Genomic DNA, 13,376 nt, shown 5'->3' with positions numbered 1-13,376 from the left:
AGATCTACGGCTGACGCGGGCCGGGGCAGCGCCCCGATCCCCCGCCCCCGCGCCCGGCCCTTCCGGAGGTCTCCGGCGGGCCGGTGCGCGCACCTGTCATGCCCATCCCCCGTAGATCCGAAGCGAGTTGATCATCCATGACCCGTCGCCGTGCCCATATCGCGATGGTCGGCATCCCCGCCGTCAGCCACATCCTCCCCAGCGTCGCCGTCATCCGCGAGCTGGTCGCCCGCGGCCACCGCGTGACGTACGCCAACGACCCGGCCGTGGCCGACCTGGTCGCCACCACCGGCGCCGAGTTGGTGCCCTGCCCCTCCACGCTGCCGGTCGCCGCAAACGACTGGCCCGACGACCCCATCGCCGCGATGGGCCTCTTCCTCGACGACTCCGTCCAGGCACTGCCCCGGCTGCGCGCCGTCTACGACGCCGACCCGGCGGACGTGTACCTGTACGACATCGGCGCCTACGCCGCACGCGCCCTCGCCGAGGCGCAGGGCCGGCCGCTGGTGCAGCTCTCCCCGGCGATGGTCGGCTGGGAGGGCTACGAGGAGGAGGTCGGAGCGTACCTGCGGCAGCTGCCGGGCGCCGACGCGTACCGGGAGCGGTTCGCCGGCTGGCTCGCCGGATGCGGGGCCACCACCACCGACGTCGACGCCTTCTCCGGCCGCCCCCGGCGGGCCCTCGCGCTCATCACGCGGGCGATGCAGCCGCACGCCGACAAGGTGGACGCCGAGGCGGTGACCTTCGTCGGCCCGTGCTTCGACCCGGCGGAGGACGCCGGCGCCTGGACGCGCCCGGCGGGCGCGTCGAAGGTGCTGCTGGTCTCGCTGGGCTCGGCCTACACCCGGCAGCCGGAGTTCTACCGGCAGTGCCTCGCGGCGTACGGCGACCTGCCCGGCTGGCACGTCGTCCTGTCGATCGGCAAGCACACCGACCCGGCCGAACTCGGCCCGCTCCCGCGCAACACCGAGGTCCACTCCTGGGTGCCGCAGCGGGCGGTCCTGGCGCAGGCGGACGCCTTCGTCACGCACGCCGGCATGGGCGGGTGCAGCGAGGGGCTGCTCTCGGGCGTCCCGATGATCGCCGTCCCGCAGGCGGTCGACCAGTTCATGAACGCCGACCGCCTGGTGGAGCTGGGCGTCGCCCGCCGCATCGACACCGCCGACGCGACCGCCGAGGCGCTGCGCGCCGCCCTGCTCACCCTGACCGCCGACCCCGAAGTGGCCCGCCGATCCGCCGCCTTGCAGGCCGCCGCGCGCTCCGAGGGCGGCACCTCCCGGGCCGCCGACCTCGTCGAGGCCGTGCTGAACTGACGTCCCGCGGGGAAAATCCGCGAGCCCGCGCCGGGCGGGGCTGGCAGGCTGTCGCCATGGCCCACCTCCCCGGCGCGCGGCAGCGGCTCGCCGCGCTCCCCCGCTACGCGTCCCTGACCCGCGAGGACTTCGCCGCACAGGACCTGGTCTCCGCCCGCACGGCGCAACAGCGCTTCACCCGTTGCTCCTTCGCGGGCGCGGACCTGCGGCACGCCACGCTCGACGGCTGCTCGTTCACCTTCTGCGACCTGAGCGGCGCGGACCTGCGCGGGGCGTCGCTGCGCGGCGCGCGCCTGTCCGGGTGCGACCTGCGCGGTGCCGACCTGCGCGACGCGGACCTCACCGGCGCGGCGCTCGGCCGGGTCCTCACCGGCGTGCCGCCGCACGGGCGGACCGACACCACCGGGGTCCGCCTCGACGGGGCGGCCCTCGGCGGCATCCGTCTGGAGGACGTCATCGGCTGGCCGCCCGCGGAAGGCGGCACGGCCTGACGTGCGCTGTACGGCGTCGACGTGTCCGCACGGCCTGACGTGCGCTGACGTGTGACGGACATCCCGGACGGCCTGCGGGCGAAAGCAGCAGACCGTCCGGCAGACTGCGTAAGCGTCCGGGCAATGTTGCGCCCGGGGCGGGGATGCGAGGGACGGGGGATCCTGCGATGTGGCACGGGGTGACGGCGCTGGACGTGCCGGCGCCGGACAGGTTCGACTGGTTCGTGGAGACGATCTCCACCTCCCTGATGCCGTCGGCCTTCTCCGCCCCGGACCCCGCCGCCTTCCACGCCGAGGGCGCCCTCCTGGACCTCGGCCCCGCCCAGCTCTCCCGGTTCGCGTTCTCCCCGCTGCACTCCCGCCGCACCCCGGCGCTGATCCGCCGCGGGGATCCGGAGCAGTACCAGCTGGGGCTGGTGACGCGCGGCGCGGCCTGGTACGCGCAGGGCGCGGGCGAGGCGGAGCTGCGCGCCGGGGACATGGTGCTGTGGGACACCTCCCGGCCGTACGAGTCGCGTTCGGGCCTGGACGGCGCGGGCGTCGAGGCGCTCGTCCTGCAGATACCCAAGGCCCGTATGCCGCTCGCCGGCCGCCAGGCCGAGCGGCTGCTCGCCCGGCGGGTGGAGGGCGGCGCGGGGATGGGCGCGGTGCTGGCGCAGTTCCTGGTCGCCGTCGCCGGGAACGGGCCCGGCGTCCGGCCGCAGGACCTCGGCAGGCTCGGCGGCGTGGCGGTGGAGCTGGCCACCACGTGCCTGATCGAGCAGTTGGGGGCGGAGGCCGAGCCGCCTACCGCGGTCCGCACCCATGTGCTGCTGCGCAGCATCGACGCCTTCATCGAGCAGAACCTCGCGGACCCGGGCCTGACCCCGCGGGCGATCGCCGAGCACCACCACATCTCGCTGCGCCGCCTCTACACGCTCTTCCAGGAGCACGCCGCCGACACGTGCGGCGAGGGCGTGGCGGCCTCGATCCGCCGCCGCCGGCTGGAACGCTGCCGCGCCGACCTGGCCTGCCCGCGGTTGCGCCGCCACCCCGTCCACACGATCGGCGCCCGCTGGGGCTTCCCCAACGCCGCCGCCTTCAGCCGCGCCTTCCGCGCCGCGTACGGCACGACCCCGCAGGCCTACCGCGCGTCGGCGGCGCGGGCCGAGCCGTCAGGACGCCGCTGAGCCCGCGGAACGCGCGACGCGGAAGCCGACGTCGTCGATCCGGTACGCCGGGTGGCTGCGCCGCCGTACCGAGGCCCGGCAGCTCCAGTGCGCGTCGGCCCAACCGCCCCCGCGCAGCACCCGGTAGGAGCCGTAGACCTCGGCGTCGTAGACGTCCCAGCACCAGTCCCAGGCGTTGCCCAGCATGTCGTGCAGCCCCCAGGCGTTCGGCTGCCTGCCGCCGACCTCCCGGATCCGCCCGCCCGAATTCCCGTCGTACCAGGCGATCGCGTCCAGCTCCCCGTACCGCGGCCCGGTGCTGCCCGCGCGGCAGGCGTGCTCCCACTCGGCCTCGGTCGGCAGCCGGTAGCCGTCGGCGCCCGCGTCCCACTCGACCGCTTCCCCGTGAACGCCGTACGCCGGGGCCAGCCCCTCGCGGACGGAGAGCGCGTTGCAGAACCGGACCGCGTCCGCCCAGGAGACGCCCTCGACCGGCAGCCGGTCGCCTTGCGCGGTGCTCGGCCGCCGTCCGGTCACCTCCGCGTACAGCGCCTGCGTGACGGGCACGGCCGCCATCCGGAAGGGCGCGACGCCGACCGTCCAGCTCCGCTGCGTGCGCCGGTCCGACAGCGTCACCCGCCCGGCCGGAACCACGACCGTCCCGTCCCCCACCTGCACGTCCATCCGGCCACCCTACGGCGCCGACCGTCCCCGCACGCATCGTCAAGGATCACTGCACGCACGGCACATCCCCGAGATCCGCCCGTACCTAGGCTCGACCCGACCACAACGGGAGCCGTCCGTGCGCCTGCGCACGGGGACCGCGGCTTCCGACGACACGACTGGGGGAAAACGATGAAAAGGAAGTCGATCCGCACATGGATAGCCTCCACCGCCGCCACGCTGGGGCTGGTGGGCGCCGCCGTCGTCAGCAGTGCTGGGACCGCGTCCGCCGCGAGCAACGGACAGCAGATCCTTTTCCGCGACAGCATCGCCAACATCTACTCGATCTACGTCTACGGGTCCAACCAGAACGGCCAGTGGGTGGGGCACTGCTTCCCCACTCCCGCCACGGATAACTACCTGTCCGGCTGGTGGTGGAAGGGCACGGTCCAGATCTACTTCCTGACCGGCTCCAGCCACAACAACTGCAACGGCTCCGACTTCTCGCTGTACTCCGGCGCCTCGGTCCCCACCTACCAGGCCAACAGCGACTACTACACCATCGACGACCAGCGCTGGCTCGGATAACCCACCCCGGGCCACCCTGCTCCCGCGCCCCGGCACCAACCCCCCGGTGCCGGGGCACGGGCCCTCAGCCCTCGGGCGGTGCGGTGCGCGGCTTGCGATGGCGCCCGGTGGGCGCGGGCAGCACCCCGGGCGCGGCGGGCGGCGCCTCGGCGCCCGGATAGAGCAGCCGCCGCGCCGCGGCCAGGCCGGCCACCACGGCGTACGGCTCCCACGTATGCCCGTTCCACCGCTGAATCGCCCGCGGCGCGTCGGGGTTGAGATGCCCCCCGCGCGGAACGTCCCCGCTGACCAGCGGCACAGCCCGCAACCGCCCGACCCGCGCGTCCCGCCGCTCGGCCCACTCGGACAGCGGTTCGTCCTCCATGCGCATTCTCCTGACGGCTCGACAGCCCGCCCCCCGAGGAGGGTAGCGCCGGCGGCCCTTGACCGAAGGGCGCCTCCGCTGCCGGGTCCGTTGACATCCTCTCCGCCCTAAAAGACGGAGATTCCCGCCTGGCTGCCGGATGTCCGGCTCGTCTTCGGGTGGGTTCCTGTTTTTTCACGCTGTGCCGGGACGAGTCTCGGTCTTACCCGCGCTCCACAGGCTGATACCGCCAGTCCGGCGGCCTTGGCGACGTTGACCGCCGCGTTGATGTCCCGATCAAGGACGGTCCCGCAGGCTCCGCAGGTCCACTCGCGGATGTGCAGGGGCTTGGGGCCGTCCTTGACGCCGCAGGCCGAGCACACCTGAGAGGTCGGCTCGAAGCGGCCGATGCGGTGGAAGGTGCGGCCGTACTTCGCGGCCTTGTACTCCAGCATCGTCACGAACGCCGACCATCCGGCGTCGTGGACGGACTTGGCCATACGCGTACGGGCAAGTCCCTTGACCGCCAGGTCTTCCACCGCGACCGCTTGGTTTTCGTGGATCAGCTTGGTGGAGAGCTGGTGGTGGAACTCGCGCCGCGCATCGGCCACCGCGCCATGGGCGCGGGCGACCTTGATGCGGGCCTTGGTCCGGTTGTTGCTTCCCTTCGCCTTGCGGCTGAGGTTCTGCTGTGCGCGCTTGAGCTTCTTCTCGGCCCGGCGCAGGAAGCGGGGGCTGTCGATCTTCGTGCCGTCGGAGAGGATCGCGAAGTGCGTCAGACCGAGGTCGATGCCGACCACGCCGTCCGTGGCGGCCAGCGGCTCGGGATCGGTCTCCACGACGAAGGAAGCGAAGTACCTTCCGGCCGCGTCCTTGATGATCGTCACGGTGGACGGGGTGGACGGCAGGGCGCGGGACCACTTCACGGCCAGGTCGCCGACCTTGGGGAGCCGGAGCTTGCCACCGGCCGTGATCTTCCATCCGGCGTTCGCAGTGAACCGGATCGACTGCCGGTTGTCCTTGCGGGACTTGAACCGGGGCGCTCCCATGCGCGGGCGCTTGCCCTTGAGGCCGTCGAAGAAGTTCTTGTAGGCGATGTCCAGGTCCCTCAGGGACTGCTGCAACACGACCGACGAGACCTCGGTGAGCCATGCCCGCTCGGGGGTCTTCTTCGCGGCGGTGAGCTGCTTGGACAGCTCCCCCGAGGGAACGAACGGCAGTCCGGCGGCGCGGGCGGTCTCACGGACGCGAAGGGCGTCGTTGAAGACGACCCGAGCGCACCCGAACGCCCGCGCCAGCGCCATGCGCTGACCGGCGCTCGGGTACACGCGGAAGCTGTACCGGAGCTGCATGTCGATCACTTTACCCTTTGGTTTATGTCACCACGATGGAATCCTAATCCCGATGTACGCACCGGACGATACGTCGTCCACAACCTGCATGTTCACTTGGTTTTTGTCACGAGGTACCGACGCAAGGCCATGACCGACGCCATGCTGACGCGGTGCGAAGAGATCATGCGCGAGGTGTGCACGGACTTCGAAGCCGAGCTGAAGCAGTTCAACGGCGAGGACGACCACGTGCACCTTCTGGTGCACTACCCGCCCAAGGTCCAGCTCTCCAAACTGGTCAACTCGCTCAAGGGCGTATCCGCCCGGCTGCTCCGCAAGGAGTACGACACCCACGTGCGCCGATACCTGTGGGGCGGACACTTCTGGTCCGGCTCCTACTTCGCCGGAAGCTGCGGGGGCGCACCGCTGACCGTGGTCAAGCAGTACATCGAGAAGCAGAAGCGCCCCGTGAGCTGAGGAAAACAGTGCTGACCCGTGCCCATGGCGCGGGTCAGAGCAGTTCTGAGATGGCCTTCACCCCCGCCCTGAAGGGCGGAGCACTGGCCAAGATCAAAGGTAGATTTCTGTGGTGAGCGAGCAACTACCCAGCGGTGGCACCGAACTGTCACCCGAAGAGATCGAAGCCCTCCCCGCCAGGTGGTCGTCCTGCTGGACTCCTGACGAGGTTGCCCGGCGGCTCGTCGGCGTCGGCACGCCCTGGTGCGTGGTCGCGGGCTGGGCGCTCGACCTCTTCCACGGCAAGCAGACACGCGCCCACGGGGACATCGAGATCGCGATCCCGGCCGCAGGCTTCCCCGAAGTGCGCAGCCGCTTCCCCGAGTACGTCTTCGACGCGGTGGGCAGCGGCCGGATCTGGGAGGATCCCACCCCGGAGACGCTGGCCACCGTCCACCAGACCTGGCTCCGCGACCCGGCCACCGGTAACTACCTGCTCGACGTCTTCCGCGAACCGCACGACGGCGACACCTGGATCTGCCGCCGCGACGAGACCGTCCGCCTCCCCTACCGCGACATCATCCTCCGCACCCGGAGCGGCATCCCGTACCTGGCTCCCGAGCTGGTCCTGCTGTTCAAGGCCAAGCACCTCCGCCCGAAGGACCAGGCGGACTTCACCGCGACCGCCTCCCGCCTGACCCCCACCCAACGCGAAACCCTGACCGCGCTTCTCACCCGCATCCACCCGGGCCACCCCTGGGCGGCGGACCTGTAGCCCACCGCCCTCCGCCGATAAGCCCCTCGTACGCGAGGGCCTCAGGCGATGTGCCCCGCCTTGACGTCGGCGACGAAGGCGGCCCAGGACGCGGCCGGGAAGACCAGCGCGGGGCCTTCCGCGTCCTTGCTGTCCCGTACGGCCGTACGCCCGGCAAGCCCGGCGACCTCCACGCACTCTCCGCCACCGGAGTCGCCCCCGCTGTAGCTGCTCTTGCGCCAGACGGCGTCGCTCAACTCCGTTGCGAGCATGGTGCGTACCCCTGTTTCCCGTGGTCTACAGCTCTTCCTTGACCCGGAGTATCAGGGCGCGGCTGTCCGTCGGGCTCAGGGCGGCTGACCTCAGCGAGTCGAAGGTTAGGTTATATGTGTCAGTCTCCTCCGGCGTCTCCAGATAGACCGTGCCCGTACGGTGCTCGACGGTCACGACCTCGGAAAACGCCGGGTTCGGGAAGCTGAACAGCACAAACCCTCCAGTGAGACCGGCATGTGCGCCCGCACTGAACGGCAGCATCTGGAGTGTGATGTTGGGGCGCTCCGCGAGAGCCAGAAGCTGGTCGAGCTGCCCGGCCATGGTCTTTCCCGCACCGACGTTCCCTCGAAGTGCCGCTTCGCCTTCGATGAGACAGATACGGGGAGCAGCTTCGCTGTCGAGCATCTCCTGGCGCTGCATGCGAATGGCGACCAGTTGCTCGATCCTCTCGTCGCTGAGCATCGCGGGGTTCGCGCGATACAACGCCCGGGCGTAATCAGCCGTCTGGAACAGGCCGCTGATCAGCAGCGGCTGGAACGACCGGATGTAGTTCGACGTCTGCTCGTAGTCGATGTGGTCGGCGTACGACGGGAGTTCGTCCCACACCTGCTGGACCCAGCCGCGCTCCCGGCTGCGGCGGGCGATGTCGACCAGGCCTTCGACGTATTCGGGGTCGTCGACGCCGTAAAAGGTCAGGAGATCGCGGAGTTCACCGAGCGAGACGCCGAGGTGGGCGTTCTCGATGCGGCTGATCTTGCTGCGGTGGCAGCCGATCCGGTCGGCGGCTTCCTCAGGGGTCTTGCCTGCCTCCTCCCGCAGGCGCAGCAGAACAGTGGCGAGGCGACGGCGTCGCACGGTCGGGCGTGACTCAGCCACTGGCCCTCCCTTCGTGTTCACGAACGAGGATGAAAAGGCTAGCGCCTGGGTGCCGTTGGAACAATTCCCAGGCGATTCGGTTGCGAAGGGGCCATCGTCCGGCGCATGCTGGATTTTCCGATCGGCCAACTGGCCTGCAATGGCGGCTCGCTGATGTGCGCTCAGCCAAGCGCTGCGCGCGCACCGGCCGCCGACGCACGCAAAGACCCCCGCGACCGATGCGACCGGTCCGGGGGCGTGGCCAACACTTTTTGAGGAGCGCCGACATGTACGAGCATAGTCACCGCCCCGGCGAGGGCAGGAGGGCCGAGCGATGACCGCTTGCGCACCGGGGCCGGGCGCCGACGGGAATCCGCCCCTCGTCGTCGAGAAGTCCTGGCCGCACGGGCCGCGTTCCGCGGGCAGGGCGCGGCGGCTGCTGGTCAGCAGCCTGGACACGTGGAGCCTGCCCCACCTCGCCGACGACGCGGCTCTCGTCGTCTCGGAGCTGGTCTCCAACAGCGTCCAGCACGCCCGCGAGCCGCGCGGGCACGTCATCCGGACCCGCTTCGAGCGCTTGGACGCGGCGGTACGCATCGAGGTTCACGACGCGAACCCCGGTGCACCTGCGCCCCGTACCCCCACCCCGGACGACGAGTCCGGCCGTGGCCTGGCCCTGGTGGACAGCATCACCGCCGGACGCTGGGGCGTGAGCGAGCGCGAGGGCATCGGAAAGATGGTCTGGGCCGTCTGCACGGACGGCAGGGCCTGACCAGCCGGTCGCCCCCCGCCGGGGGGGGCGACCGGTGTGCGCCGAAGCTCCGGTTTCGGGCGGGGCCCGCGAGGACATGCATGAGCCATGCAGCCGTACATCGAGTCCGCCTCGGCCGCCGGACTGGCCTGGGTGAAGTCGTCCTACTCCGGTAACAACGGCGACTGCGTCGAGGTCGCCACCCTTCCCGACGGCACCCGCGCCGTGCGCGACAGCAAGGACCCGCACGGGCCCGCCCTGCTCTTCACCCAGAATGGCTTCGACGACTTCGCCGCCGCCGCGACGAACAGCCGCCTCGGCGGGAGGAACGCATAATGCACCCGCACAGCACATCCGCCTCGGCCGCCGGACTGGCCTGGGTGAAGTCGTCCTACTCCGGCAACAACGGCAACTGCGTCGAGGTCGCCACCCTCCCCGACGGCACCCGCGCCGTGCGCGACAGCAAGGACCCGCACGGGCCCGCCCTGCTCTTCCCGCCGGAGGCGTTCGCCGGGTTCGTCCGGGCCGCCGCGGCGGGCGGGCTGGGGGCGTAGCACCCAGGGGGGCGTACCCGGACGGCGGTAGGTAATGGAACCGCAAAGACGGGCCGGTCGTTAACCGGACATGACCGCAATGACCCCTGGCTCGAATGTGCCGCTGCCCGTACCCCGTGTGACCGTCGAGGTCGGCGCGCCGGTGCGGCTGGACGTCTCGGGCCTGCTGCTCGCCGCTGACGGCAAGGTGCGCTCCGACGACGACTTCGTCTTCTACAACCAGCCGCAGGGCGGCCCGGGGGTGACGCACCGCGCGGGCGGGGGCGGCGCGCCCGACTCCATCACCGTGGACACCACGCTCGTGCCCGCCGGTATCGAGAAGGTCGTCGTCACCGCGAGTATCGACGGCGGCGGCGCCTTCTCCGGCACGGTCCCGACCGCCACCGTGCGCGGCGCGGACGACGGCGCCGTCATCGCCACCTTCGCCCCCACCGGGCTCGGGCCCGAGACGGCGCTCGTCGTCGTCGAGGTCTACCGCCGGGGCGGCGCCTGGAAGGTGCGCGCGGTCGGGCAGGGGTACGCGAACGGGCTCGCGGGCATCGCCACCGACTTCGGCGTCAGCGTGGAGGAGCCCGCCGCCCAGGCCCCCGCCGCGCAAACCCCCGCCCCGCCCGCGGCGCAGGCTCCCCCCGCGGGCCCCGCGGCCACCCACCTGCCGCCGCCCCCGCCGTCCGCGCCCCCGGCGGCGCCCGCCGCGCCGCCCGCCCCGCCCGCGCGGATCAGCCTCGACAAGGGCCGCGTCAACCTCCGCAAGAACGAGACCGTCTCCCTCGTCAAAGCGGGCAGGCCGCTGCTGTCCTCGGTCCGCATGGGCCTCGGCTGGGAGCCCGCGTACGGCGGCCGGGCCATCGACCTGGACGCGTCCGTCATCGTGTACGGCGCGCAGCGCAACCACCTGGAGACGTGCTACTTCGGGCACAAGAAGGCCCAGAAGGGCGCGATCAAGCACTCCGGCGACAACCTGACGGGCCACGGCTCGGGCGACGACGAGACGATCGTGGTCCACCTCGGCCGCCTCCCGCAGGACGCGACGGGCCTGGTCTTCACCGTCAACTCCTACTCGGGGCAGACCTTCGACGGCGTCGCCAAGGCGTACTGCCGGCTGCTCGACGACGCCACCGGCGAGGAGCTGGTCCGCTTCGACCTCACCGGCAGCGAGCCGCGCACGGGCGTGCTGATGGCCAAGCTCGTCCGGCAGTATTCCGGCGAGTGGGACATGACGGCGCTCGGCACCTTCGCCGACGGGCAGACCGCCAGGGCCCTCGTCCAGCCGGGCGCCGCCGCACTCTGACGGGCGAGCAGCAAAGGGCGTCCAGGCGGCGGGTCGCAAACGCGCCCCGCGCGTCCCGACGCGCCCCGCCGGGCGCGAGCGCACCCCACCGCTCCTGACGCGCCGCCACACCCACCGGACGGCCCAATTCCGCTTACGGAACTGGGCCGTCCGGTGGTGCGCCGGGGGCCGCACACTCCCCGTAGTGTCATGGCCACCTAAATTTTACCGCTTCGCATCTACCCGCATAGACCCCGGGCCGGGACGCTGGTGTGAGTACGCCCCCGCACCCTCAACCCCCCTAGCCCCGGGAGCGATCAGCCATGTCCACGCACCGTCTTGCCCACCGCATAGCCGCCACCGCCGGCACCGCCGCACTCGCCGCCACCGCCCTGCTGGCCGGCAGCGGCAGCGCCTCGGCCGCACTGCCCACACCCATCGCCGCCTCCACCGCCCGCTCCTACCTCTCGGGCATGACGGCCACCGCCGAGACCCACGGCTCGACGTACAACCGGGATCTCTTCCCGACCTGGATCACCATCTCCGGCACCTGCGACACCCGCGAGTACGTCCTGAAGCGGGACGGCACCGGCGTGACGACCGACAGCTCGTGCAAGGCCACGGCCGGCACCTGGAAGAGCGTCTACGACGGGGTGACCACGACCAGCGCGTCCTCCTTCGACATCGACCACCTCGTGCCGCTCGCCGAGGCCTGGGGCTCCGGCGCCTGGGCCTGGACCACCGCGCAGCGGCAGGCCTTCGCCAACGACGTGACGCGCCCGCAGCTGCTGGCCGTCTCGGCGTCCTCCAACCGCTCCAAGGGCGACCGCGACCCGGCCGAGTGGCTGCCGCAGGCCTCCTACCAGTGCACCTACGCGCGCGCCTGGGTGCAGGTCAAGCACTACTACGGCCTCACCGTGGACAGCGCCGAGAAGACGAAGCTCAGCTCGATCCTGAACGGCTGCTGACACGGGCAGAATCGTTACGGCCTCCCCGGCGGCGTACCCGGGGCGGCCGTGACGCCGCAGGAGCCTCACGGCACGAGCACGACCTTGCCGCGGTTCGCCCGCGCCTCGATCACCGCGTGCGCCCGGCCCGCGTCGGCGAGCGCGAACTCCCCGTGCACGGCGGGCCGTAGCGTGCCCGCCGCGAAGAGCCGCCACAACTCCCGTACCCAGCCCGCGTACCGCTCCGGCTGCGTCCTCGCCACCCGCGCGATCTGGAAGCCGATCGCCGACTTGCCGCCCGCCAGCAGGTCGTACGCTCGATCGTGCCGCCGCCCGAGCTGTACGCGACGAGCCGCCCACCGGGCACGAGCGCGCGGACCGCGGGTCCCAGCAACTCCCCGCCGACCGCGTCGAGTACGGCGTCGTACGGCTCGCCCCACACCGAATCCCCGTACGCCACCGCGTCGTCGGCGCCCAGCGAGCGGACGAAATCGGCCTTCGCCGGGTCGCCCACCGCCCCCACGACCCGGCCCGCGCCTCGCAACCGGGCGAGCTGCACGGCGAGATGGCCGACCCCGCTCGCGGCAGCGGTGATCAGCACGGACTCGCCCCGCGCCACCTGCGCGGCCTCCAGCGCCCCGAGCGCGACGACCCCGCTGCGCACCAGCGCGACCGCCTCCCGCGCGGACGCCTGCGCCGGAACGCGCACCGCCATCGCGGAGTTGAGCAGCGCGAAGTCGGCGTAGCCGTGCCCGAAGCACAGGCCCGTGACGCGGTCGCCGGGCGCGAAGCCGGTCACTCCCTCGCCCACGCGCACGACCTCGCCCGCGACCTCGCCGCCGAGCGGGACGGGCGGGCCGCCCGCGCGCACCTTGCGGACGACGGGGAGCGTGACGCCCACCGCCGCGACCTCGACGAGCAGTTCGCCGGCCGCGGGCTCCGGGACCGGGACCTCCTCCAGGAAGAGCCCGCCGTCCGGCGCGCCGCCGTCCTCGTACCGTATACGCCGCATGCGCGATCGACCCCCGTCGTGACCCGTGGAGCATTCGTTGGAGATCCCAACGGTAATCCCAAAGTCATGGGGATGTCCAACGTTTTCTCGTATGCTGCCGGGCATGACGGAGAATCCGCAGGCCCCCAGCAGCATCCGCGGCCTCCCCAGCTGGCTGCTCGGGCGGGCGGCGGCCCGCGGGCGGGCGCTGGTCGCGGACGCGCTCGCGCGGCACGACATGAAGATGTGGCACCACGTGGTCCTGTCGGCCCTCGCCGACCTCGGGCCGGTCGCCCAGGCCGATTTGGGCCGGGCCGTCGCGCTCGACCCGAAGGACGTGGTCGGCGTGCTCAACGACCTCCAGGCGGCCGGCCTCGTCGTCCGCGCACCCGACCCGGCGGACCGCCGGAAGAACGCGGTACGCCTCACGGCCGCGGGCGAACAGCGCCTGGCCGACTGCACGGTGGCCGGCCAGGAGGCCAACGACCGCCTGCTGGAGCCTCTTTCGACGGCCGAGCGCGCGCAGTTCCTCGACATGCTGCGGCGCGTCAGCGGCGTGGCATGACCCCTCGCGGCCGGTACGCGTACGGCCGCCCCGGCGGCGAACTCCGGGGCGGCCGCGGCTCGGCCGATGCGAATTCCCCGGCA

Annotated in this window: 17 protein-coding genes and 1 pseudogene; 12 read left to right on the top strand and 6 right to left on the bottom strand. The window is 72.1% G+C overall.

Annotated elements, in window-relative coordinates:
• Positions 1 to 137 precede the first annotated feature (137 nt).
• The 3 genes from ACH4SL_RS27340 to ACH4SL_RS27330 all read left to right on the top strand — a co-directional run bounded on the left by ACH4SL_RS27340 (position 138) and on the right by ACH4SL_RS27330 (position 2,973).
• Positions 138 to 1,313: a macrolide family glycosyltransferase gene (locus ACH4SL_RS27340; RefSeq protein WP_398450148.1), complete on the top strand. Its 1,176-nt coding sequence runs from the start codon at positions 138 to 140 to the stop codon at positions 1,311 to 1,313.
• Positions 1,314 to 1,369: 56 nt separating this feature from the next.
• Positions 1,370 to 1,804 carry a pentapeptide repeat-containing protein gene (locus tag ACH4SL_RS27335; RefSeq protein WP_398450146.1) on the top strand — a complete coding sequence of 145 codons (435 nt, stop codon included), beginning with the start codon at positions 1,370 to 1,372 and terminating at the stop codon, positions 1,802 to 1,804.
• A 167-nt stretch (positions 1,805 to 1,971) separates the two neighbouring features.
• Positions 1,972 to 2,973 (top strand): helix-turn-helix domain-containing protein, encoded by a 1,002-nt coding sequence (locus ACH4SL_RS27330; RefSeq protein WP_398450144.1) that lies wholly within the window; start codon positions 1,972 to 1,974, stop codon positions 2,971 to 2,973.
• Here the strand turns inward: ACH4SL_RS27330 and ACH4SL_RS27325 are convergent.
• Positions 2,959 to 3,636 (bottom strand): formylglycine-generating enzyme family protein, encoded by a 678-nt coding sequence (locus ACH4SL_RS27325; protein WP_398450142.1) that lies wholly within the window; start codon positions 3,634 to 3,636, stop codon positions 2,959 to 2,961. The two genes, ACH4SL_RS27330 and ACH4SL_RS27325, sit on opposite strands and share 15 nt — an antisense overlap.
• Positions 3,637 to 3,807: 171 nt before the next feature.
• Here ACH4SL_RS27325 and ACH4SL_RS27320 point away from each other — a divergent pair, with 171 nt between their 5' ends.
• Positions 3,808 to 4,203, top strand: coding sequence for a hypothetical protein (locus tag ACH4SL_RS27320; protein WP_398450140.1), 396 nt, complete (start codon positions 3,808 to 3,810; stop codon positions 4,201 to 4,203).
• Between the two features lie 64 nt (positions 4,204 to 4,267).
• Here the strand turns inward: ACH4SL_RS27320 and ACH4SL_RS27315 are convergent, their stop codons facing one another.
• Positions 4,268 to 4,567, bottom strand: coding sequence for a DUF6087 family protein (locus ACH4SL_RS27315; protein WP_398450138.1), 300 nt, complete (start codon positions 4,565 to 4,567; stop codon positions 4,268 to 4,270).
• Positions 4,568 to 4,674: 107 nt separating this feature from the next.
• Positions 4,675 to 5,898, bottom strand: a complete 1,224-nt coding sequence (locus ACH4SL_RS27310) for an RNA-guided endonuclease InsQ/TnpB family protein (protein WP_398450344.1) — start codon at positions 5,896 to 5,898, stop codon at positions 4,675 to 4,677.
• 24 nt (positions 5,899 to 5,922) lie between these two features.
• On the opposite strand from ACH4SL_RS27310, the gene tnpA reads away from it, so the two are divergent.
• Together tnpA and ACH4SL_RS27300 are read left to right on the top strand one after the other, a co-directional pair.
• Complete coding sequence (gene tnpA / locus ACH4SL_RS27305) at positions 5,923 to 6,354, top strand: IS200/IS605 family transposase (protein ID WP_398450136.1); 432 nt, start codon at positions 5,923 to 5,925, stop codon at positions 6,352 to 6,354.
• A gap of 112 nt (positions 6,355 to 6,466) precedes the next feature.
• Positions 6,467 to 7,108, top strand: a complete 642-nt coding sequence (locus ACH4SL_RS27300; RefSeq protein ID WP_398450134.1) for a nucleotidyltransferase domain-containing protein — start codon at positions 6,467 to 6,469, stop codon at positions 7,106 to 7,108.
• A 41-nt stretch (positions 7,109 to 7,149) separates the two neighbouring features.
• Here ACH4SL_RS27300 and ACH4SL_RS27295 read toward each other — a convergent pair whose 3' ends face one another.
• Positions 7,150 to 7,359 (bottom strand): DUF397 domain-containing protein, encoded by a 210-nt coding sequence (locus ACH4SL_RS27295; protein ID WP_398450132.1) that lies wholly within the window; start codon positions 7,357 to 7,359, stop codon positions 7,150 to 7,152.
• A 25-nt stretch (positions 7,360 to 7,384) separates the two neighbouring features.
• The gene (locus ACH4SL_RS27290; protein WP_398450130.1) at positions 7,385 to 8,236 is read right to left on the bottom strand and encodes a helix-turn-helix domain-containing protein; all 852 of its coding nucleotides are present in this window, start codon (positions 8,234 to 8,236) and stop codon (positions 7,385 to 7,387) included.
• A 313-nt stretch (positions 8,237 to 8,549) separates the two neighbouring features.
• On the opposite strand from ACH4SL_RS27290, the gene ACH4SL_RS27285 reads away from it, so the two are divergent.
• The 5 genes from ACH4SL_RS27285 to ACH4SL_RS27265 all read left to right on the top strand — a co-directional run bounded on the left by ACH4SL_RS27285 (position 8,550) and on the right by ACH4SL_RS27265 (position 11,758).
• A complete protein-coding gene (locus ACH4SL_RS27285; RefSeq protein WP_398450128.1) occupies positions 8,550 to 8,987 on the top strand; it encodes an ATP-binding protein in 438 nt (145 codons plus the stop codon).
• An 87-nt stretch (positions 8,988 to 9,074) separates the two neighbouring features.
• Positions 9,075 to 9,302 carry a DUF397 domain-containing protein gene (locus ACH4SL_RS27280; RefSeq protein WP_398450126.1) on the top strand — a complete coding sequence of 76 codons (228 nt, stop codon included), beginning with the start codon at positions 9,075 to 9,077 and terminating at the stop codon, positions 9,300 to 9,302.
• Positions 9,302 to 9,520 carry a DUF397 domain-containing protein gene (locus ACH4SL_RS27275; protein ID WP_398450124.1) on the top strand — a complete coding sequence of 73 codons (219 nt, stop codon included), beginning with the start codon at positions 9,302 to 9,304 and terminating at the stop codon, positions 9,518 to 9,520. Before ACH4SL_RS27280 ends, ACH4SL_RS27275 begins: the two co-directional genes overlap by 1 nt.
• A 79-nt stretch (positions 9,521 to 9,599) precedes the next feature.
• The gene (locus ACH4SL_RS27270; protein ID WP_398450342.1) at positions 9,600 to 10,811 is read left to right on the top strand and encodes a TerD family protein; all 1,212 of its coding nucleotides are present in this window, start codon (positions 9,600 to 9,602) and stop codon (positions 10,809 to 10,811) included.
• 302 nt (positions 10,812 to 11,113) lie between these two features.
• Entirely contained in the window at positions 11,114 to 11,758 is a 645-nt protein-coding gene (locus ACH4SL_RS27265; RefSeq protein ID WP_398450122.1) for an HNH endonuclease family protein, read from the top strand.
• 65 nt (positions 11,759 to 11,823) lie between these two features.
• On the opposite strand, the pseudogene ACH4SL_RS27260 reads toward ACH4SL_RS27265, so the two are convergent.
• Positions 11,824 to 12,749, bottom strand: a pseudogene (locus ACH4SL_RS27260) (zinc-binding alcohol dehydrogenase family protein).
• A gap of 103 nt (positions 12,750 to 12,852) precedes the next feature.
• On the opposite strand from ACH4SL_RS27260, the gene ACH4SL_RS27255 reads away from it, so the two are divergent.
• The gene (locus ACH4SL_RS27255) at positions 12,853 to 13,293 is read left to right on the top strand and encodes a MarR family winged helix-turn-helix transcriptional regulator (RefSeq protein ID WP_398450120.1); all 441 of its coding nucleotides are present in this window, start codon (positions 12,853 to 12,855) and stop codon (positions 13,291 to 13,293) included.
• Positions 13,294 to 13,376: the final 83 nt, after the last annotated feature.

Source organism: Streptomyces sp. NPDC021020 (genome assembly GCF_044333285.1).
Lineage (GTDB): Bacteria > Actinomycetota > Actinomycetes > Streptomycetales > Streptomycetaceae > Actinacidiphila.
The sequence above is the reverse complement of the archived record's forward strand: the minus strand, read 5'-3'. Positions and strand labels throughout refer to the sequence as shown.